General features: G+C 38.3%; 12 protein-coding genes, 1 rRNA gene and 6 pseudogenes (1 of these 19 running past the window's edge). 4 read left to right on the forward strand and 15 right to left on the reverse strand.

The window, feature by feature from the left end:
• From MKX69_RS11125 to MKX69_RS11190, 14 genes and pseudogenes are all read right to left on the reverse strand, one after another.
• Positions 1-1,311: ribosomal RNA gene (locus tag MKX69_RS11125) — 16S ribosomal RNA — on the reverse strand; it reaches 249 nt to the left of the window's first position.
• Between the two features lie 522 nt (positions 1,312-1,833).
• Entirely contained in the window at positions 1,834-3,156 is a 1,323-nt protein-coding gene (locus MKX69_RS11130) for a glycoside hydrolase family 28 protein (protein ID WP_341010214.1), read from the reverse strand.
• An 11-nt stretch (positions 3,157-3,167) separates the two neighbouring features.
• Positions 3,168-4,586 (reverse strand): MFS transporter, encoded by a 1,419-nt coding sequence (locus MKX69_RS11135; RefSeq protein ID WP_341010216.1) that lies wholly within the window; start codon positions 4,584-4,586, stop codon positions 3,168-3,170.
• 237 nt (positions 4,587-4,823) lie between these two features.
• Positions 4,824-6,392: a glycoside hydrolase family 43 protein gene (locus MKX69_RS11140; protein WP_341010218.1), complete on the reverse strand. Its 1,569-nt coding sequence runs from the start codon at positions 6,390-6,392 to the stop codon at positions 4,824-4,826.
• Between the two features lie 3 nt (positions 6,393-6,395).
• On the reverse strand, positions 6,396-6,806 hold the full coding sequence (locus tag MKX69_RS11145) for a DUF4064 domain-containing protein (protein ID WP_341010220.1): 411 nt from the start codon (positions 6,804-6,806) through the stop codon (positions 6,396-6,398).
• Positions 6,803-7,726 carry a pectinesterase family protein gene (locus MKX69_RS11150; protein WP_341010222.1) on the reverse strand — a complete coding sequence of 308 codons (924 nt, stop codon included), beginning with the start codon at positions 7,724-7,726 and terminating at the stop codon, positions 6,803-6,805. The genes MKX69_RS11145 and MKX69_RS11150 overlap by 4 nt, the downstream gene beginning before the upstream one ends.
• Positions 7,723-8,601 carry a dienelactone hydrolase family protein gene (locus tag MKX69_RS11155; protein WP_016627941.1) on the reverse strand — a complete coding sequence of 293 codons (879 nt, stop codon included), beginning with the start codon at positions 8,599-8,601 and terminating at the stop codon, positions 7,723-7,725. Before MKX69_RS11155 ends, MKX69_RS11150 begins: the two co-directional genes overlap by 4 nt.
• Positions 8,588-9,924 (reverse strand): annotated as a pseudogene (locus MKX69_RS11160) (glycoside hydrolase family 28 protein). Before MKX69_RS11160 ends, MKX69_RS11155 begins: the two are co-directional and overlap by 14 nt.
• A 2-nt stretch (positions 9,925-9,926) precedes the next feature.
• Complete coding sequence (locus tag MKX69_RS11165) at positions 9,927-10,970, reverse strand: glycoside hydrolase family 88/105 protein (protein ID WP_341010224.1); 1,044 nt, start codon at positions 10,968-10,970, stop codon at positions 9,927-9,929.
• A 73-nt stretch (positions 10,971-11,043) separates the two neighbouring features.
• Positions 11,044-12,552, reverse strand: a pseudogene (locus MKX69_RS11170) (extracellular solute-binding protein).
• A complete protein-coding gene (locus MKX69_RS11175) occupies positions 12,518-13,210 on the reverse strand; it encodes a YesL family protein (RefSeq protein ID WP_341010226.1) in 693 nt (230 codons plus the stop codon). The pseudogene MKX69_RS11170 and the gene MKX69_RS11175 overlap by 35 nt, the downstream one beginning before the upstream one ends.
• 21 nt (positions 13,211-13,231) lie before the next feature.
• Positions 13,232-14,113: pseudogene (locus tag MKX69_RS11180) on the reverse strand (ABC transporter permease); the annotation flags it as partial.
• 20 nt (positions 14,114-14,133) lie between these two features.
• Positions 14,134-15,042 (reverse strand): IS982-like element ISEfm1 family transposase, encoded by a 909-nt coding sequence (locus MKX69_RS11185; RefSeq protein ID WP_002343056.1) that lies wholly within the window; start codon positions 15,040-15,042, stop codon positions 14,134-14,136.
• A 109-nt stretch (positions 15,043-15,151) separates the two neighbouring features.
• A pseudogene (locus MKX69_RS11190) lies at positions 15,152-15,253 on the reverse strand (sugar ABC transporter permease); the annotation flags it as partial.
• Between the two features lie 275 nt (positions 15,254-15,528).
• Between MKX69_RS11190 and MKX69_RS11195 the strand changes: the two are divergent.
• On the forward strand, positions 15,529-16,383 hold the full coding sequence (locus tag MKX69_RS11195) for a carbohydrate ABC transporter permease (RefSeq protein ID WP_341010541.1): 855 nt from the start codon (positions 15,529-15,531) through the stop codon (positions 16,381-16,383).
• Between the two features lie 581 nt (positions 16,384-16,964).
• Here MKX69_RS11195 and MKX69_RS11200 read toward each other — a convergent pair.
• Positions 16,965-19,050 (reverse strand): annotated as a pseudogene (locus tag MKX69_RS11200) (AraC family transcriptional regulator).
• Between the two features lie 231 nt (positions 19,051-19,281).
• Between MKX69_RS11200 and MKX69_RS11205 the strand changes: the two are divergent.
• The 3 genes and pseudogenes from MKX69_RS11205 (at position 19,282) to MKX69_RS11215 (ending at position 23,248) form a co-directional block, all read left to right on the forward strand.
• Positions 19,282-20,274, forward strand: a complete 993-nt coding sequence (locus MKX69_RS11205; RefSeq protein ID WP_002332384.1) for a LacI family DNA-binding transcriptional regulator — start codon at positions 19,282-19,284, stop codon at positions 20,272-20,274.
• A gap of 59 nt (positions 20,275-20,333) precedes the next feature.
• Positions 20,334-21,756, forward strand: a pseudogene (locus MKX69_RS11210) (tagaturonate reductase).
• Entirely contained in the window at positions 21,749-23,248 is a 1,500-nt protein-coding gene (locus MKX69_RS11215; RefSeq protein WP_341010229.1) for a UxaA family hydrolase, read from the forward strand. Before MKX69_RS11210 ends, MKX69_RS11215 begins: the two are co-directional and overlap by 8 nt.
• The last annotated feature ends 17 nt before the right edge of the window (positions 23,249-23,265 follow it).

Here is a 23,265-nt window from a genome sequence, read left to right on the forward strand (position 1 = left end):
AAGCTTTAAGAGATTAGCTTAGCCTCGCGACTTCGCAACTCGTTGTACTTCCCATTGTAGCACGTGTGTAGCCCAGGTCATAAGGGGCATGATGATTTGACGTCATCCCCACCTTCCTCCGGTTTGTCACCGGCAGTCTTGCTAGAGTGCCCAACTGAATGATGGCAACTAACAATAAGGGTTGCGCTCGTTGCGGGACTTAACCCAACATCTCACGACACGAGCTGACGACAACCATGCACCACCTGTCACTTTGCCCCCGAAGGGGAAGCTCTATCTCTAGAGTGGTCAAAGGATGTCAAGACCTGGTAAGGTTCTTCGCGTTGCTTCGAATTAAACCACATGCTCCACCGCTTGTGCGGGCCCCCGTCAATTCCTTTGAGTTTCAACCTTGCGGTCGTACTCCCCAGGCGGAGTGCTTAATGCGTTAGCTGCAGCACTGAAGGGCGGAAACCCTCCAACACTTAGCACTCATCGTTTACGGCGTGGACTACCAGGGTATCTAATCCTGTTTGCTCCCCACGCTTTCGAGCCTCAGCGTCAGTTACAGACCAGAGAGCCGCCTTCGCCACTGGTGTTCCTCCATATATCTACGCATTTCACCGCTACACATGGAATTCCACTCTCCTCTTCTGCACTCAAGTCTCCCAGTTTCCAATGACCCTCCCCGGTTGAGCCGGGGGCTTTCACATCAGACTTAAGAAACCGCCTGCGCTCGCTTTACGCCCAATAAATCCGGACAACGCTTGCCACCTACGTATTACCGCGGCTGCTGGCACGTAGTTAGCCGTGGCTTTCTGGTTAGATACCGTCAAGGGATGAACAGTTACTCTCATCCTTGTTCTTCTCTAACAACAGAGTTTTACGATCCGAAAACCTTCTTCACTCACGCGGCGTTGCTCGGTCAGACTTTCGTCCATTGCCGAAGATTCCCTACTGCTGCCTCCCGTAGGAGTTTGGGCCGTGTCTCAGTCCCAATGTGGCCGATCACCCTCTCAGGTCGGCTATGCATCGTGGCCTTGGTGAGCCGTTACCTCACCAACTAGCTAATGCACCGCGGGTCCATCCATCAGCGACACCCGAAAGCGCCTTTCAAATCAAAACCATGCGGTTTCGATTGTTATACGGTATTAGCACCTGTTTCCAAGTGTTATCCCCTTCTGATGGGCAGGTTACCCACGTGTTACTCACCCGTTCGCCACTCCTCTTTTTCCGGTGGAGCAAGCTCCGGTGGAAAAAGAGGCGTTCGACTTGCATGTATTAGGCACGCCGCCAGCGTTCGTCCTGAGCCAGGATCAAACTCTCATAAAAAGTTCGAACAATCTTGCGATTGTTAAGCTCAATTTGTTTGCTAGCATATTGCTTGCTTGTTAAAAATGTTTGTTGTCTTGAATTGAATCAAGACGCCCTACACATTTGGTTTGTCTTACTTTGTTCAGTTTTCAAAGGTCTACTTCATCGAGAGTGTTTCCCGATTCATTTTTGGCTGCCGCAGCAACTTTTATATCATATCAGAGAGACAAGCGATTGTCAACTCTTTTTTAAAAGTTTTTTTCGATTTCGTTTTTTGAAATCTTTCAGCAACTCATTTATCATAATTTATCGTTTGTTATTTGTCAAGAACTTTTTTGAAGTTTTTTTCGATAGAATCAAGCTTCGCAAGTGGTTCCTTTTAACGACTTAGTTATCTTATCACGTCTAAAAACATGTGTCAACTCTTTTTTGGAATTTTCATAAAATGTTTCAATGAAGCGCGACAACGTTGTTTAATATATCATTAAAAAAAATAAAGGTCAAGCTAAAATATTATTTAAGCTTGACCTTATTATAATTTCAACGATTGTCAAAAGTATTGTTTGCAGCTGTATTGCCAGTTTCTATAGATAAATCACAGCTTTTGAAACATAAGTTTTGTACTGCTTCAATTCGCCCGAATTCTTTTGCAGTTATTTGGCAATGAGAAAAGCAGACATCTTCTATAGGCTTTTCAGGAAATGCTACTAAATCAAAAGCTCGGGAAGGAAGTGAGTAACCTGGAGAAAGGCATGCCTGTACGTTTTTGATGTGTATGTCTTTGACTTTCGTCATTTGCTTTGATTCAGGTATTTCTTCAGCCACTGCTTGCCAACTTTCTGGCATTTGAGTAAGGTCATTGCTATTTTTTCTATTGTATTCATTATGCCAGTCCATTATCCAAGAAAAAGGAAATTGTACATCAATCATATTCAGATTTTCTACCCTGATATTTTCGATCACTCCCCCTCTTTCTTTTGAAGATTTCATTCGAATACCACAGTCTGACTGAAAAAAATCGATATCGTGAATATATACGTCACTAACTCCAGCACTAACTTCGCTACCAATAGTTACACCGTATCCTGAACGGATTTTACATCTAGCAACCTCGATTCTTGATGATTTTCGATTGACTCTTGCACCATTGCCATCTCTGCCAGACTTAATAGCAATACAATCATCACCACAGGCCAAATCACATTCATAGACACGCACATTTGTTGAAGAATCAATATCAATCCCATCTGTACTTGATCCATCATTGTTGCGGATGATTACTTTTTCTACTAATACATCGTTAGAATAAGTGATTTGCAAGTTCCAAAAACCTGATTTCTGAAAAATCAAATCACGAACAACAACATGTTCTGCATGATACAGTAAACAAGCGCGTGGACGTTTAATAGCATAATCCGCAATCCAACGAAGTCCCTTTTGATCGTATTCAGCTCTTGTCCCGCTTTTTTGATCTTTTCCCCAATACAGCTCCCACCAATGGTCTCCTTGACCGTCGATTATTCCTTTTCCTTCTATAAGAATATCTTTCGCCGAGAGAACATTCAAAATCGCTGCTGGCCATTTCATTTCTACGCCGGCTACTCGTGTATCGATTTCTGGAAATGCTTCGATATCTGTTCTCCCCTTGAGGACTGCACCTTCTTCAAAGATAAGATGATTCTTATCTTTTAAAAAAAGGGCTCCGACTAAGGCTCCGACTAAATAAATGCCTTTTGGAATAAATACAGGTAAGTGTTCTTTCGCACCTTGATCGATTGCTTTTTGCAGTATTATTGTATCATCTTGTTGAGTGTCGTTTGTTTTAAAGTTCAAAGCATTGATAATCCCTTTTTTTGTCCGCAATACGTTTCTCCCTATCTTTCATTGATTTTTTTCAATTCTTCACCAATAAATACAGTTTTTGAACGATTCAGTGGGTAACCTACTAGCAAAATGATTGCGGATACAAATAAGCAGAATGCTGGTAACAAGTTTGCCATCGTATAAATCCTTTCTTGTACTAAAACTGATTGGATGGCTCCACCTGTTGTAGACGATTGGTAACCAATGAGTGCCAGCATAAATCCGCCTACCGCTCCTGCACATGCTTGTCCTACTTTTCTCGCAAAAGAATTTACTCCGTATACTGTTCCATCTTCTCTTAAGCCTGTCTTATATTGATGATAATCAATCACGTCAGTAATGAATGCCCAGACCATCAAATTGAAAAAACCAGATCCTAAAGTAGCGATAAATAAAAGAATCAGATATACCCATGCATTTGTTATATGAAGGAAATACATCAGCAAGTACATACATGAAGAAGCAAGTAACGCAAATACGCTTGCTTCCTTTTTACCAAATAATTTTGTCAGCTTTGTAGCAAATGGTGCTAAAACTACTACTGTTCCGTAAGTAAATAAAAGAGCAACAGACATTGCTTGTTTATTATGGAAGTAATCATTGAATAAATAAGTCATATTCGTCCCAGCTAAAATCTGATTGATCACAATGAAAATGTCAACAATGACTAAAATAATCAGTGCTCGATTAGCTAACAAACCTTTTACCAACTGAGAAGCAGATACTTTTTCGTTTTTGACAACTCTTACTCTTTCAGTAGTCAATTTACAAGTTAACATATATGCGACAAATGCTATTGCAGCACATCCGATTGAAATCCAAAAGAAATGATTCCCTGAAACGACTTGTTGTCCACTCTTGTTATGGGTATACATTAAAATCGGAATGAAGAATCCTGTAGTTGATCCGCCAATCGCAGAACCAATGCTTCGGAAAGTGGACAACGAGGTGCGGTCATTAGGATTTGAGCTAATTGCTGCTGTCATTGCTCCATACGGGATATTGATCGTTGAGAGAAAAATCCCATAAACAATGTATGAAACAAAAATATAAGCAATCTTCACCGTCATTGGAAGATGTTGGACGAATGGCAAAAACAAAATGACAGTTACTAAGCAAAATGGATACTTCATTTTTCTGATCCAAGGAATAAATCGACCAGCTTCTGTTAACTCTGAGACATCACATAATCTTCCAACCATCACATCAGCAAACGCATCCAAAATTCTCGAAATCAAGAATAACGTACCTACGATTGCCCCTGAAACGCCAAGAACATTCGTATAATAAATCATCAAGAAACTATTGACTAAACCTAAAATAAAACAGTTACCTAGATCACCGAACATGTAGCCTATCTTATCGGAAATCCCAAATTCCTTTTTTTCTTTTTTTACTGTATTTGCTGTAACAGCATTTTGTGAAAGCATTTGAATTCCTCCTACCTTTTCTAGTAAACGTTTTCGAAATTATAACTCTTTTTTTCTTGTTTTTATATTCACAATGTTGGCTTTTTATTGCATTATCTTGACAGATAAAAACAAAAAATAATCTAAAAACATTGATACATAAGATTGATAACTTTTTTACATAACAATATATACAAACAAAAAAATTCACTAACTAGTGAAAATAAGTTAGTGAACCTCATTTATTAAAGAATTAAATTACAGATGATCTTTTCCATCATACTTGAAAAACTCAAAATCAGCATAACTCCCTCTTTTTTTATTTAGATCATGCACTGCTATCCCGATAAAATTTCCAGTAAACCCTCCTGAGAGTATACACATGTTTTTTTGCGGACCTACTTTCTTCCATTCTTCAGTTGATACGTCTTTCAAATGAAACTGTGCTGTCTCTTTCTTTACAGTGACTTTCAAAAAAGTCTTCTTTTCTGTGAGTGGAATCGTCCAATCTTCTATTTGTGCTACTCCGTTTTCTGATTCTATCATACGTAGGCATTTTTCCTTGTCCTCATTCCAAGTAACATAGCAATAAATATAATTGGATTCATTTAAGTACAGTACCAGTCCAGCCATCTGATTAAAATTATTAGGCATGTATTCAAATGCTGTCTCCGCATCAAAAGTAAAATCCGTTTGCCGAATAGCTAACAAATGATGTTCGAAGGTAGATTGAAGAGATTCACCGGAAATCAGACGTAAAAAACCTGGTCTACATTTTGTATCACACCAATCAGCATTTGGCAAAATGCGTCTGGCATTCCAGTTCTTCTTTAGCTCTCCTTCAAATGTATCCATAAACTGATGATCTTTTTCTTGTTGTACCTCTTCATTTGTCTCAATCATTATTTCTTCCATCGGAGTTGTCTGGCTATCTTTAAGTCTTAACCAATCGTCGGACGTCCAATACACTTCTTGAATAGCGGTTTCTCTTCCCAAAATAGCCGCACCGTTTAATGGTCTGGTACAAAGATATGTCATGTACCATCTTCCTGACGGGGTTTGTACTAAGCTCCCATGTCCTGTACATTGCAATGTAGAAGCAGGTTTGTCACTAGCTGTCAGCATAGGAAAACCAGGATCAAGCTCGTAAGGACCAGTAATATTCTTTGCTCGGCAAACTGTAACTGAATGTCCTCTTCCTGTACCGCCTTCTGCCGTCATCAAATAATAATACCCGTTACGAAAATACAAATGCGGTGCCTCCGTTTTCGCTAATTCTGTACCTGCAAATATTTTATAGATGGGACCATCAAGCTTCTTCTTCTCTGCATCATATTCTTGTAATACGATACCGCTGGATTTATTCGGTGTGTCCAGACGATAATCCCATAGTTCATTGACAAGCCATTTTTTCCCCGTTTCAAGATCATGGAACAAAGAAGGATCAAAGCCGTTACTATTTAAATAAATTGGTTCGGACCAAGGACCTGTGATCTCAGATGCAGTAATCAAATAATTGTGGACATCTTTAAACGGACGGCCTGCACTTTTGACATCTGTGTAAACAAGATAAAACAATCCATCAGCATAACTGATCTGTGGCGCCCATATACTTCCATTTGTAGGATTTCCTTGCAAAGATACTTGAGTGGTCAAAATATCCGTTGTATGTGACCAGTTGACTAAATTTTTCGACTCATATACTCGGATTCCTGGAAGCCATTCAAAAGAGGAGACAATAATGTAATACCGCTCTTTCACTCTTAATATATTAGGATCTGGATTGAATCCTCTTAAAATAGGATTTTTCACTTTGATAGTCTGCATGATTCAGGCTCCTTTTCTCATTCTTACTCGATATAAACTGAATGCCCCAGCTGCGAAATAAAAAAATGCAAAAGGAAACGCAATAAACTGAGTGCCAATCAACAATATGAATCCTGTTATAAAATACAAACCAGTGGCAGTTGTTAAGTATTTTCCTTTAGCAGTCAAAAACAATGCTACTGCTAAAAAAGCAAGTGAAATAAACAACACAACAGCAAACAGACCAGTCATGTCCTGTAATAATCCAAATATATTTTCTAAAGACAAAGTTGGATGATCTACAGCAAGCGACTGATAACTTTTTTTAAACTCTGACGCAGACATATTACTTAAAGTAACTGCTAACCCGCCAAAGAAAATCAAAGATAGACTGCCACCGACCATTCCTAGCAATAGTTCCCATTTTCTTTTCATTTCTGAACCCCCTGCTTTTCTAAATGGATCCATTCAGGTCTTTTGATCGATGTTTCATAATTGTTATTACGTTCAGAGAATTTGACAGTCTGTTCATTTTTCTTGTCATCCCAATTATCCCAACCAGTTGGGTGAACATGCCCACCTATCTTACACGCTTCAAATAAGACATTTGCATACGGACGCCACGGTCTTCCTAAATAGACGTTTCTAGTATCAGGTTCTGCAGTCAAGGTACAGCTTTCAAAACGATACCCTGTTTTTTGATTTTTCGGCGTAGATGCTGCTGTGATGTATCCAGGATTTTTACTGGCTAAGCTATGGATATGACACTGATGAAAAACGGCATCTGCCCCACCAAATATGAAATCCACCGTTCCTTCAATCCAGCAATATTCATAGGTCTGACGACAATACTCAGGATTGGCAGAAGCCGGTGTACAAAAAGGAGTACCATCTTTTTGCAAATCAGGCAACGGACCCGTGCATAAGGTATCCTGATAACCAGATAGTCGACAGTTTTTTAAAGATACGCGATCTCCTGAATTGAATAAAGCAACAGCCTGTCCTACCTTTTCTCCTGGACCTGCTGTATTTTCGATGTGAAGATTTTCTAATACGACATTCGATCCTTCTAAGAAAAAAGTAGCACTTCGGAAAGTCCCTAACTGGCTACCGTCAAGATACTCCTGTTTTGCAAAACGATTACCGGAGATCACTACTGTTCCTGCTCCCACAAGTTTAAAATTGGATAATCTGCTTTCTATATATTCATCATATCTTCCTTCTTTTACTATCAAGACCTTTGGATAGCTATCCGGCAGGCCTGCCAAATAATCGATTCCTTCTTGGATAGTTTCAAAATCCGTCGGGGTATCTATAGCATTTTTTCCAATTATCAGTTTGTCTTTCATCCTCATAAATGCTCCCTTATAAATTGTTTCCAAATGTTTCTCATTTCTTGTGTTTCCATATGACCGCCTGTTAAAGAAAAAGAAGAAAAGTTTTCTGGACTACCCATTGATTGATACTTTTTGTCCAGCCCTTTTCTCAGCTTCAGTACGCCTTCGTCCAAGCACATCGTATCGTTTTTTCCAACTAAGCTAAGACGAGGGCGCGGAGCGATTTTTTCTTGGATTGCTAACGTTGTATAAGCTGTCAATAGATTTGGCACATAGTAATAAAACCCATGATGATCTAGGCGGCGATGTAGCAAAAGTGTTTCGATGTCCACCTGTGCCGCTAGATCAATACAAACTTTGACACGAGAATCCAATGCTGCCACCCACCAGCTTAATAAGCCTCCCATAGAAAGACCAATCGTTGCGAGCCGTTGAGTATCTGTGTCTTCCCTTGTCTCCAAATAATCGATCAAGCTGATCACATCATAAATACGCATTCCCCATAACGTTTTTCCTGTTAATAAAAATTGTTTGAACAACTCGCTTTCAGAAATACCTCCGCGTTCTTCAAATCCCCAAGCATCAATCGACCAAACAGCATATCCCATCCCTGTCAGTACTTCTGCAAAAGATGGAGAAGCTAAGTAAGGAGCACCATGGATCAATTCACTTTTCCCGACTGAAAAATCTCCGCCGTGAGAATGCAGGTAAAGGACCGTCGGAAACGGTCCTTCTTTTTCTGGATAAGCATAGAGGGCTGGTACTGTTTCCAATTCATTTAAGTACAGTTGATAGTATTCAAGCATAAAACCGTTTTGTTTTTCTCGGTATAATCGTTTTCCACTAGGGGTACGTCTGCTAGATGGAGCACCTAAAAAATCATTCAACTGCATAAGCAAAGTTTTTACGAACAACCAGTTCATCCATATTTTCTGATTGATTTGATTGGAATTTCTCAATACTGATTTCTTTAGTATTTTCTAATAGAAATGCTGGTCCCTCGTGATTTTCAATCGACATCTGGTTAAAGGAAACCTTACCCGCAAAGCCAATATAAAATCCTTGTCTGCTCATTTCCTCTATTCCTGTCATCATAGCAGGAACACCGGGAACTGCATCTTGGGCCATCGAGACATCGATATTGTCAAATGTGATTTCTTGTATGAATTGTTCCGCTAATCCATAAATAAAACCTGCAGAAGCATGGACATTCCTTGCCGTGATATTCGAAAAATGGATCCTTCTGAATGCTGGTGTCCGTTCATCTATCGGATAAGCCTTTTTTTCCCATACATACGGTTCTTTCCCTCGCGGACCACAGAAATAATAAAGATTCAGTATAAATGGACACATCACATTATCCATGACTATATTGGATACTCGAATATCTTCAACGATCCCGCCTCGACCTCGTCTAGATTTCAATCGTATTCCTCGATCAGTTTCTTGGAAGATACAATTTGAAATGGTAATATTACGAATACTACCACTCATTTCACTTCCTAATACGACACCACCATGTCCATGGACCATCGTGCAATTTGTGATCGTGATATTTTCGCAAGCGATCCTTTCGTACGTATCTTCAGTCCCTGCCTTGATTGCAATACAGTCATCTCCCACGTCAATATGGCAATTACTAATACGCACATTTTTGCATGATTCTGGATCAATTCCGTCTGTATTTGGTGAATCCGTTGGGTTCAAGATCGTCAAGTTATCAAACGTTGCATTACTGCAAAGAATCGGGTTGATCGTCCAACTTGGTGACTGGATCAATTTAATATCTTTCACAGTAATTCGATGACAGTTATGGAAACTCATCAATTTAGGACGAGGATAAGCGAGATTATCTGGTTCATTTCTAAAAGTATGCCACCATTTTTTCCATTTCCATCTAATGTACCGAAACCAGTGACAGAGATGTTCTCTACATTTTGAGCATAGATACAGGAAGCATAAACTTTTCGATGGACTCCTTCCCAACGTGAATGAACAACAGGATAATCTTTTGGATCGTCAGAGAATTTCAGAACCGCTCCTGCGCTTAAATGAAGTTCGACATTGCTTTTTAAAAATAAAGCTCCTGTTAGAAATTCACCTGCTGGAACAACTACGGTCCCGCCTCCGTCACTTGCTGCAGCATCAATGGCTTGTTGTATTGCTTCAGTATTCAATTCATCAATTGATGCGCCAAATGTCAAAATATCATGCATATTTATAATGCCTCCACTTCAATCAATGCTTGCAAGAATGCACCAACGCCTTTTTGATCATTACAAATAATTGGTTCACTGATGTAGTAAGCATATGAACCATCTCGCTGATCTGCTCCGCCTAACCCTGCTACTTGACAGTTTTTATTCAAGTTCAGCCAGCCTTCTTTTGTTTCCAGAACAAATTCATCAAGTAATCCTTGATGTGATTTCTTCACTTGTGGAAGCCATTCTTCTTTGTTCAGCAGGCCCAAACGTATTCCTTTAGCCATTGCGTAAACAAACATACTACTGCCGGAAGCTTCCAGATAATTTCCTTTCCGTTTTGTTTCTGTTGTTACTTGATACCATGTCCCGCTGTTTTCTTCTTGATATGGAAGTAATGCAGCCAGTGTCTTTTCTAGAATTTCTTTCAGCAAAGAACAATCTGTTTCTTCATGAAGTAATTCATAGGTATCTGCTGCAGCCATCAAATACCAGCCAATCGATCGACTCCAAAAATGATGGGATAGACCTGTTTTTGGATCGAATAGATGTTTATAACTGATTTCAAACTGTCTCAAAACATCTTGGTAATCTTTTTCTTCACTAAAATTCTGGATAAATTCAGCATAAAAAGGAGAACCCATATATAAGCCATCCAACCAAATTTGATAAGGATAAATTTCTTTATGCCAAAAAGCTCCTTCGGATGTGCGTGGATGGTTTGCCAACTGCTGGGAAAGGAGTTCTGCTGCTTTTTTATATTTTTCTTCGCCTGTTTCTTTGTACAATAAAAAGAAAAGCTTTCCTGTATTTACATGGTCGATATTGTATTCTTCAACGCTGTAGCCACGGATCGTTCCATCTTCTTGCACGAAATAGTCGATATTGTCTTTTATGAAATCAAAATAAATTTTTTCTTGGGTTCGTTCCCAAAGTAATTGGAACCCTTTAAGTACGACGCCATAGTCATAAGACCATTTTCCTTTATACCACTTTTCTTCATATAAGCGAGGTGTTCTTTCCATGATACTTTTTGCTAATTTCTTTGACCAGTTTTCCATTATTTGCTCTCCTTTAAAAATTAAAATAGGATTTGGGACAAATACCAAGAAGTATTTGTCCCAATCGTCTATATTACTGTGCCGCTGCTTTGTATGCTTCCTCGTACTCTTGTGTGATTCGATCGCCTCCTTGTGCTTTCCAGTCTTCTACAGCTTTTTTGAATCCATCTTCGTCAAGCTGTCCCATGATGTATTGCACCGTAGCATCAATGACGATTTTTTCAATTTCTGATCCTACTTCATTGTTCGTCGATGAATCCAATGGCACAGAAGGATCCATTACAGCAAATTCTTCATTTTCTTTGATCAATTGATTAGAGAATTCTTTTTCAGGGTCTGTATCTTTGAAAGAGAACGTCACTTCACTAGGACGAGAGCTTGATAACGGTTGCACCTCTTGCTGCCAAAGATCCATATCGATAAATTCGATAGAGCCATCATCATTCAATTCATAATGCGTTCCTTCGATACCGCCAGCCATCAATTTATACACATCTTCTTCTAAAAGATCATCAACAAATTGAAGTAATTTCTTCAATTGTGCTTCGTCTTTTACTTGAGATTTGGGAAATGCTAGCAAGCCGCCAATACCATTTCCTTCTGACCAAACATGATAACCGCCGCCTTCACCATCTGAGATCTTGTTTACAGGCACTAATTCCATATCATCTTGAATACCTTGACCCATCGTCTTCAGATTCTTGATATCCACCATTCCAGTGTAGATTCCAGTTCTTCCTTGTGCAAATTGTTCTTGCTGATCAGTCTTTTGGGTAACTGCAAAGTCTTGTGCCAAATAGCCATTCTCAAATAGATCTCTTGAAAAATTCAAAGCTTTCATATACTCTTCTGTATCAAATTCTGGAGTGAATTTGCCATTATCGTCTACAGCTCATCCATTTGGTGCTCCAAAATAAGAAGTGAAAAGTTTAAAGCTGGTATAACGAATATCACTAGGCGCACGATCGCCAAAACCAACTGTGTCGTCCACACCATTTCCATCAGGATCGTTTTCTGTAAATTGTTTAGCTACTTCATAAAGCTCATCCATGGTAGTTGGAACATCTAGTCCTAGATTATCCAACCAGTCTTTTCGAATGACTAAGCCAGCACGAGCGTAGTCTTTTTGTATCGGTACGCCGTACAAGGCACCGTCGATACTCGCAGCTTCGATTCTATCTTCAGAAATTTGACTTAAATTTTTATAGTCTTTTAAATATTCTGATACATCCCAGAATACGCCTGATTTTAACGCATTGCGGACAGAAGAGTTTTTCAACATCGCAATTTGAAGTGTAACGATATCTCCTAGTTCATCAGAAGCCAATGCAGTTGTTAATCTTTCTTCTTTTGAAGCATCAGGAATCCAGTTGAATGTCAGTTCCGTATCGGTTTTTTCTTCGATCAAGTTCACAATCGTGTCTGTAGGCGGTGAAGCATGATGCAAAATATTTAACCAAGTGATTTTAGCTTTTCCATCTTCTGTCTCTGAAGAACTGTTACTTGAACTGCTGCCGCATGCGGCAAGTGCTAGAATTCCTGCAAAACTAAGACCTAATTTTACGAGCGTTGCTTTTTTCATAAATTTTCTCCTTCACTGTTTTAATAATATTTTTGTTTTCTTCTGTTTTTTCTGTATATGAGTTCTTCCATTCCAAATGGCAAAATATAGAATTTGCTGTCCACGTGACTGCGGAAAAGAAGAGACTGCCACCGATAAAGGTTAAAACACCTGGCATTGTTTGGATGATCATCAGATAAATCCCTACCATACTTAATATCAACACTAATGAGTAATGAAGATGTGAGAATCCGAATAAAAATGCCATTTTCATTTTGAAAAGATATCCTTTCCAATCATAATGAGCCATGATTGGGAAAATATAGAGTGCTGAGAGCACATATATGAACGCAGCAATATACAAAGCGATCCTAAGATACCAATTGTGTATGAAAGAAAGATCCACAAGTAAAACAATCCCGATGGTGCCATATATCCAGCTCATCAGCAAGGTTTCACGATAGTTTTCTTTAAAATATGAGAAGTACGTTTTCGTCAAAGGAAACGTTTCTTTTGAGCGCAGCCATTTTCTAATCACTGCAACCATCGCATACGATGCAGGACCGAAAGTAAAAACTCCCAAACCTGCGATGACTAAACCGCCCCACAGAAAATTCAAATAAACCAACTGTAAAATACGATTTAGCCTTCCGTTTATTTTATCTAATGACTGCAGCATATCTTTCCCTCTCTTTCTATCTTAGTAAACGCCGTCTTCTCCTAGCTTTTTGGCAATCTTGTTAGCTAAAATTACCATAAACAATCCTACGACCCCTTTAAACAATCCCATTGCTGTACTGAAACTTAACTGTCCATTCTTCAATCCAGCTGTATAAATATAGGTGTCGAAAATTTCTGCAACGCTTCGATTCAATGAATTCAATAACAAGTACATATGCTCGAACCCTAAGTCTAATGTCTGACCGATTTTTAGAATCAGCAAGGTAATGATTACTGGACGAATTGCCGGCAATGTAACATGCCATGTTTTGCGTAAGCGTCCTGCTCCATCCATTTCTGCAGCTTCATACAACTGTGTATCGACTGCAGTTATCGCTGAAAGGTAGATGATCGTAGACCAGCCCAACTCTTTCCAGATCACTTGTCCGATATATACTGTGCGTGTCCATTCAGGGGATGTTAGAAAACTGATTTTTTCAAATCCCATCGTTGCAAGGAATTCATTCAATACCCCTCCGTCAACATTCAAAAATACATAAGTAATCGAAACAATGATTACCCAAGACATGAAGTGAGGGATGTAAATGATCGTTTGAATCCCGTTTTTCAATCGTTTGTTCGTTACTTCATTTAATAGTAAAGACAAAATGATTGGCATCGGAAAAAACACGAAGATATTTAATCCGAACAAGATCAACGTATTTCTTAATAATGTAAAGAATGTCGGTTCTGTAAACAAACGAATGAAATGTTTGAAACCGACCCAAGGACTTCCCATTATTCCTAAAAATGGTTGATAATATTGAAAAGCAATAACGAGTCCCCCCATAGGAAGATATCTAAAAATCAAAAAATAAAGGACTCCCGGCAGAATCATCACATATAAAAATTTATTCGTTTTACCCGTGGTGCTAGTTAATTTTAATATCCTAAAGAATATCTCAAAGTTCCTTCAAAACGTCGTTGTGCTCGACTTAATAGAACACTGTAAGCCAGTAATATGCTTTCAAATCTACTCTCTAGCCCTTTAACAGAACGTGAGTTGAAATTTTGACAACCTAATTTTTCTAAGGAAGAACAAACAGTCTCAACTGTTTTTCTTTGTTTTCCAAGTAAGCTGTGGTCTAGTTTTTCTGATTTATCCATGTTTTTACGTGGCGGAACGGATATAGTAATGCCCTTAAGGGCAAGCTTTTCATGGATTTTATGGCTAATATATCCTTTGTCCCCTAGGATATTGGGAAGATTCGCTTCTTCCGATAAAGTCTCTAACACTTTCACGTCATGGACACCTGGATTCGTGATTGAGTAAGTAATCGGAAAGCCAGTCTTAGTAACGATCATATGAATTTTAAGACCATAAAAATAAGATTTTTTTGTTGAGTTATAGCCAACTTTGGCTATTTGATTCAATAGTTTTGCTTGTCTATTTCTAACTGGTTTACATAATGGACTAGGAAAACTATCTATAATTCCGACTAGTTCACCTTTGGTGAGCTTCTTGATGAAAAAGTATCGAATAATCTTGATAGTGTAAGCTAAGTTTGAACTTAAGCGAGTGAATCGACTCCTACTAGGAAAGTCACCATTAGGAAATAAGACGGAACAAACCGCTCTATACGTGGCTCTTTGGCTAGTATAGCCATTAATTATGCCCCATATAACACAAGCAATAATCACTGTATCGCGTTGCTTCAGTTGATCAGTATTTCTTCGGTTTTTAATCTTATCTGGTACACAATTGTGGTATATGTTAGAAACAGTTCTCATAATTTCCTTGAATGTTATAAAAGTATCTGTATAATGTTCAGTATATTTTGATGAACGCATATGTAGTCCTCATTTCTTGGGAGTTTTGAGACTACTATATGCGTTTTTTTGTTGATTTACCAACATGTTTAGACATTTTCCTCTAGGAAAAAATTAACTAGCACCACGGGTTCGTTTTGATTCCTGAAATTATTTTTTTTCGTCTTCTGAGCTTTTCTTCTTTTTTCGATAGCGTCAGTTGAAATGGTTCTTGTTTCTTTACACTTTCCATAAGCCCCTCCTTAGTTTTGTGAATGTTTGCTACTTATGACTTCATGATAGATAACTATCTGAATTACGTATATAATCATTTTTATCGTATGTAAAAACGCTTACATAGCAAACCTTCTATTTTTTTCTATCTGACACTTAGCATAGGAAATGATTATATACGTAATCTTTCACCGATGATAAATTGAACATATAGAAACAGAAACATTTAATTTATTTTGAGGAGGAGCCTATCTATATGAAAAAGAAAGTCTCTATAGGAGAAAGAAAGTCTCTATAGGAGAAAGAAGTTTTACACTTTTCAACAATACGTTTCTAATTTTGCTAGCTTTGATCTGTATCGTTCCTTTTTTAAATATCATCGCTACATCTTTTGCTTCTACACAAGAAGTCGTCGCGAAAAAGTTTATCCTTTTTCCTACTACCTTTTCTTTAGACGCGTATCGCTACATTCTTTCTACGCCGACCATTTTTAGAGCACTTGCTGTTTCGATTGGTGTTACAGGTGTCGGAACGATCGTCAGTATGTGTGCAACTTCACTGATGGCCTACGGTCTTTCCAGAAAGTATTTGTTTGGTCGAGGTTTCGTCAACTTTCTTGTTGTATTTTCTATGTTGTTCAGCGGGGGGATGATTCCAACGTTCTTAGTTGTTCGTTCTCTAGGGCTGGTCAATTCTTACTGGGCCATGATCCTGCCTGTGGCTGTTAATGCAATGAACATGATCATTATGAGAAACTTTTTCCAAGCCTTGCCGGATAGTTTGGAAGAATCAGCAAAAATGGATGGTTGCACAGATTTTGGTGTATTTTTCAAAATTATGCTGCCATTAGCGTTACCGTCTATTGCTACTATCTCGCTTTTTTATGCTGTTACTTACTGGAACACTTATATGACTGCTATTTTGTATATCAACGACTCATCTAAATGGCCGATACAGATTCTTTTACGCCAAATCGTCATTGTATCAAGTGGGATGCAAGCAGAAAGTAGTGCCGTTGATGTGATTCCACCAGCACAAACAGTTAAAATGGCTGTTATCGTTATTGCAACAGTGCCTATGCTGATTGCTTATCCTTTTGTTCAGAAATATTTTGTCAAAGGAGCACTCGTAGGTTCTGTCAAAGGGTGATTATGTACTGAACGCAAAATGGTAGTTGTGTCAGAAGTGGTCAGCTTCAAGAAATAAGAAGGCATTTACGAAAATTGCTTCTTAAATTTTTGTGAAATTTCGGCTTATTTTTCGAAGGATCTACTCCTGGAACACCGTGTATCAGAGGTTGTGAAAGAGACGTTCAGCCTTGAGCGATGATAAAAACTCTCACAAACATTGCGACGAGTAACCCACAGGAGCAATAAGAAGCGATTTTGAAAAATAGCTTCCCATATTTCACAAAATTATGCCTTATTGTCGATAGGCTGTCTCTTGAACGCCATTTATTCGTAAAAAAGAACTGTGACAAGACTTTTGTCACAGTTCTTTTTGCGTGCTTAGCCTTGAAATTTAACTATCCATAAATACAAATACTAGGGTTATTCTAACTTCTTTTATTGCTTGAATCAGTCCACAAGAAAAACAGCCTCTTGATTAAACGGCGTTTATCTTGTTGATTCTGCGGCAATAAAATCAGCCAGCAGCAAACCATGAAGTGCTGTTTTTTGCTATCCTCTTTTATTGCTTGAATCAGATCACAAGAAAAACAGCCTCTTGATTCACAAATATTTTTTTCGATATTCTCCCGGCGTAATCGATTCCTTCTTTTTAAAGAAAATCACCAAATTTTTCTCCTGTTTCCTTTTTAAATACATTACTTAAATAGTTAGGGTTATAATGCAACCTATCAGCGATCACATCTAAAGACAGATCACGATCATATTCTGTGTAGACGATATGCATAATATTCTCCGACAAATTTTTAAATTCATGATCAGTGATTGCTTGAGAGCATTCTGTGATTGGCAGAACTAATTGTTCTAAAACAAGTTTTTCTAGTTCTTTGGGATGATAATTGTTCAGTGCTTTTACATAAATTTGTTTCATGTTATCAAAGTTTTTTGAATCTACTCCCAATAACTGTCCTAATTGAACGAGTTCATTGATCAAGCGGACCGAAACTACTTCCAGACTCAAAGGATTTTTATTTTGTGCAAACAATGCATCAATCAATTCATGTACTAAATTCTTCACTTCCTGATTTCCAGAACGAATGGCTTCAAACAATCGATTTTGTTCTTCTATCGGATATCTAATAAGTGTTTTTTCATGAGCAGCAGGAACGATTTCCTGATAAAAAATAATTGAACTTGGACCAGTATTTACACGATAATACAGGGCTTCTTTTGCCCGATCAACCGATTGCTTGCTTTCATTCAGCGTTTCGAACCGGTTACTGATGCCTATACTGATAGTTAAATTCAAGTATTCTTTTACACGTTTTTGAATGAGTCGGCAATACTCCATGACTTTTTTGCTTGCTTCTGCATCATCTTTATCCATTCGATAAATAGTGGCTTGCATTTCTTCATTCAAAACGATCGGCAGCATTCGATTTTCCTTTGGCACAATTTCCGTGATCATGTTGTTGATCGCTAAAAGTAGCAAATCACGCTCCCCACCGTGACTATCTTCTAACAGATCGATTTGAACCAAAGCTGTATAATAGCAGTCATTTTGAGAACTATATCCAAATTGCTGCAACCGCTGATCTAGTTCTCGCCTTTCTACTCGATTTCTAAATAAACTAAGTACAAATAGCGTTTCCAGCTGTGGCTTTTGGGTAACTAAGTGTGCACTTAACGCTTCTTTTTCTCCTATGATCCGGCTGACTGATTGAGCGACCAAATCTAGTTCTTTCCCACTGAATCCTTTTGATTTAAGATTCAGACGTTCCTGTATTTGAGAAATCGGACGGGCAAATCTGTCCGAAAATAAGTAGGAAAGAAGACCAATGAGTCCTACCAGTGTTAAAGACACTGCAACTAGCCCGATTCTCAGATTGCGGATCATTGCGCCAATTGCACTAGAGTCAACTTCTAATCTGTAAATCCAATTATTATAATCTGATTTCAGTACTATATACGTTTTATCTTTTTCTCTTATCACTTTCAGCTGATTGTAATCTAGATCCACGTCCGTTAATACAGTTGGTTGCTCTTTATTTTTTACTGTCTGAGTAGTAAAAAGGTTGCCAACTTCGTTTTCAATAGAAAGTATGTCTTCTCCACTTTCACCAACAACTTGTTCTATTGTATGTTTCTCTATCGTAGCAATTCCCAATACATATTTTTCTTTTTCAAACATTGGCAAAGGAATCACCATTTCGATTCCTTTGTTTTTCTTTTGCCAAAATAAATTATTTTTGTTATTTATGTACTTCTGTTGATACTTTTCAACTTCCTCTTCGGTCAGTTGACTCAACGATCCATTGATTACTCCCCATTTACCAGCCAAACTGACTAAATCATAATTATTATCATCCATAACAATCGTTTCTATAAAATTTAGTTCTTTCCTGATTTCAGAATAAGTGGAGTAATCTGTATATGTCAGCGGATGCTTGAATATGTCCGAGAAATTTTTGGTCGAACCATACGTAGAAAACGAATATTCAATCGTTCTAATTTTCCATTCAACGTTAGTTTTAACTTGCCTGAGCAAATTCTTTTTGTCTGTTAAATAACTCGATTCGATCGATTCATAGGTATTCTGGTAAATGAATAAACTAAATCCTATGACAAGTACGGCTCCTAATAAAAACATCGGTAAAAATATTTTATAAAATACTGTACTTTTCTTCATTTTCTTCCTCTCCTCCTTTTAAAATAAAAGGCTTTCATTTTTCTGTAAAATTGATACTCATCTAATTAAATGAGCATTCCCCGCTTTCAAGAATAGCATAATTAAAAATAAAAATCCAAGTAATTTTTAACGTGTGCAATCTTTTCATATCAAAGATCTATTGACTTATCGTAGTTATCGTAATATGATGAATGCGTTAACAAAAAGTGAAAAAGTAAGGAAAATGATGGAATGGTAACGATCAAAGATATCGCTAAAGCAGCTGGCGTTTCTCATACGACAGTTTCTCGTGCTTTGAATAACAGCAGTTTAATAAAAAATGAAACAAAACAAAAAATACGACAACTAGCTAAGGAAATGAATTATTCGCCAAACTATAGTGCAAAAGGTTTAGTGAATCAAAAAAAATATCTAATCGGACTATTTTTCTCAAGTTTGCATAAAGGAACTTCATCAAATTTCCTAGCAGATTCCATTGCAGGCATCCATTCAGTATTAGACACAAATTACAGTTTATCTGTTGAAAGTATCGATGTTGTTGATTTAACAGAAATCAACCTGCAACGCTACGATGGACTGATCGTTATGAGTCAAAGTGATGATGATCAGCCTTTCATCGACTATCTCAAAGAAAAAAAATTTCCTTTCGTTGTTGTCAATCGTCACATCAATGATCCAGCGGTTATCAACGTCACTGCCGATGATGCGGCCGGTGTTATGCAGGCAGTAGATTACGGTATTGGATGCGGACATACGAAGATCGCTTATATTGGCGGAAAGAAAAATTTTCGTTCGACAAAAGAACGGGAAAAAGGGGTATTGAAAAGTCTAAAAAAAGCGAGCATCCCTGTCAATCCAGCCTATTTTTTAACAGGAGATTACAGCTTAGAAAGCGGCCTCCAAAACATGGAATACCTATTATCACTTTCTGACCTGCCTACTCTGGTTTTTTGCGGCAACGACGACATAGCGATTGGTGCATTGAGAGCTGTACATTTAGCTGGCCTCCGTGTTCCCCAGAACATTTCTCTGATCGGGTTCGATGATTCTCCAGTCGTCTCCTATCTCAATCCGCCGCTTACCACCGTACGTAAGCCTTTGAAAGAAATGTGTCAAGAAGGAACAAAGCTTTTACTAGATTTGATCGAAGGCAGGACGATCGAGCAATCTAAAATTGAGCTCTCCACCTTGTTGATGCTTCGTGAGTCGATCAATTACTTGTAAACTACAAGTAATTTTATATAAAAATGTTAACGTGTGCATAACACAGAAAGGAAGTTTATATGAAAAAACTGACAAAAGAATTAGTGAAAAAAAAACGAAGCACCCGTAAAAGTTCTTCAGTTTGGCGAAGGCAATTTTATGCGTGGATTTATTGATTGGCAGATTCAGCAGCTGAATAACCAACAATTGTTTAAAGGTAATGTTGCAATCATTCAACCTTTAGAACAAGGTCTTGGGAATATGATGAACCAGCAAGACAATTTATATACGGTCATTTTACAAGGACTCAGCAATGGCGAAATCGTTGATACTTCCGAGATTATCACCGTAGTAGAACAAATGATCAATCCTTATGATGAATGGGATGCTTATCTATCTCTAGCAGAAAATGATGACTTGGCCTATATCGTCTCCAATACAACAGAGGCAGGAATCCAATTCGTGGAGACTGATAATTTAACAGATACTCCCCCACAGAGCTTCCCGGGCAAACTGACAGCCTTTTTATACCGACGTTTCAAATTAAACAAAGCTGGCTTTACCATCATTCCTTGCGAACTGATTGACAGAAACGGCGAACGTCTAAAAGAAATTATTTTACGCTACGCAGAAAAATGGGATTTAGAACCTGCTTTTGTTGAGTGGTTAGAAAAAGAAAATGTTTTCTGTTGTAGTTTAGTTGATCGCATCGTCCCAGGTTATCCTCGCGAAGATGCAGGTGTTTTCAATCAACGGCATAACTATGAAGATCAATTGATGGTCAAAGCAGAACCATTCATGCTTTGGGTGATCGAAGGGCCTAAAGAATTGGAGAATCAACTACCATTCAAACAGGCTGGCTTGAATGTCATCATCACAGATGATATGACTCCTTATCGTGAACGTAAGGTGCATTTGCTTAATGGACCGCATACAGCGATGGTCCCTCTTGCTTTGTTGGCGGAATTGGAAACTGTAGAAGAAGTAATGAAAGATTCTTTATTCTCCGCATATGTTGATCAGTTATTCAATCTAGAATTGATTCCTATGCTTTCTTTACCTAAAGATGAATTAGCCATTTATGCTGACCAAATCAAAGAACGTTTCTTGAATCCTTTTGCCCATCACAAATTAGAAGCGATTTCATTAAATAGTGTTTCAAAGTTCAGCACCCGTCTGCTTCCAGTGTTCAAGAAGTATATCGAAGAACAAAATCAGGTACCACCGTTAATCACTGTTTCACTAGCTGCGCTATTTCTTATGTATCGAGGCGATCAAGTAAAGCCACATGATGATGAAAAGACGATAAGCGAATTTACTGATGCTTGGTCTGATAATGGAACAGCTATTCCTCGATTATTGCAAAACGCTGCGCTTTGGGGAGAAAATTTGTCTCAAATACCGAATGTGACAGATACAGTTCAAGAAATAGCTGCAAAGATCGATCAAAAAGGTGTCCGATCAGTATTACAAGAAATGAAAGGAACGATGGTCCATGCTTGAAACCCTTCAACCAACAATGAAATTAAATCAACGAGACAGTGTGGTCGTCGCATTAACACCTATTCCAAAACAAACACAGCTGACGATTGATCAGCAAATGATCACCACTCTTGAAGATATCCCGCAAGGTCATAAGATTGCATTGGGTGATTTGAAAGCTGGAGACAACGTGATCAAATATGGCTATCCAATCGGTCATGTGACGACAGACGTAACTGCCGGTCAATGGCTGCACACTCATAATGTAAAAACCAATCTTTCTGGTGAATTGGATTATCGATATGAAAAAGATGTCCATCCAAGTCATTACCCTTTTGAGAACCGAACATTTCAAGGTTACTTGCGAAAAAATGGAAAAGTAGGGATTCGTAATGATTTGTTTTTAGTACCTACCGTTGGGTGTGTAAATGGCATTGCTGAACTGATCGTCAAACAGTTCAAGGAAAAACATCCAGATCTGGGACAGTTTGACCATATTACAATTTTAAAGCATCCTTATGGCTGTTCGCAGCTTGGAAAAGATCATCAAAATACTCGAGAAATTTTAGCGGACGCAGTAAACCATCCCAATGCCGGCGGAGTTTTAGTATTTGGATTAGGTTGTGAGAACAATACAGTTCCTGAATTCAAAAAAATTTTAGGCGAATATGATGAAAACCGAGTGAAATTTCTAGTGGCTCAAGATGTTTACGATGAGATCGAACAAGGTGTGGCTCTATTAGAAGAGCTTTTAACAGCGGCGGAAAATGACCAGCGCATATCAGTCCCACTCTCTAAGTTGAATGTCGGTTTGAAATGCGGCGGTTCTGATGGTCTATCGGGAATAACTGCTAATCCTTTACTTGGTGCATTTTCTGACTACTTGATTGCTCAAGGAGGCAGCACGATCTTAACAGAAGTGCCAGAAATGTTTGGTGCAGAACAAGTATTGATGGCACGAGCGGAAAATGAAGAAGTTTTTGACTCAATCGTTGACTTGATCAATGACTTCAAACAGTATTTCTTGTCTTACGGGGAACCAGTTTACGAAAACCCATCTCCTGGCAATAAAACAGGTGGAATCACTACATTAGAAGACAAATCATTAGGCTGCACACAAAAATCAGGAAGCTCTCCTGTCGTTGATGTGCTGCAATATGGCGAGAAAATCAGAAAACCAGGGCTTAGCTTGTTGCAAGCTCCCGGAAATGATCTTGTAGCTGCTTCTGCTCTTGCTTCATCAGATTGCCAGTTGGTCTTGTTTACCACAGGAAGAGGAACTCCGTTTGGCTCATATGTCCCAACGGTCAAGGTATCTACAAATACGACTCTTTTTGAACGTAAAGGTCATTGGATGGATTTTAATGCAGGCGTCTTATTAGAACAACCAATGGAAGTAATCTTAGAATCGTTTGTTCAAAAAATCATCTCTGTAGCTAGTGGAGAAGAAACGAAAAATGAACAAAATGACGTTCGAGAAATTGCCATTTTTAAAAATGGAGTAACACTTTGATTTTCATAAAATAGTAT

Source organism: Enterococcus sp. FSL R5-0957 (assembly GCF_038008005.1).
Taxonomy (GTDB): domain Bacteria; phylum Bacillota; class Bacilli; order Lactobacillales; family Enterococcaceae; genus Enterococcus_B; species Enterococcus_B faecium.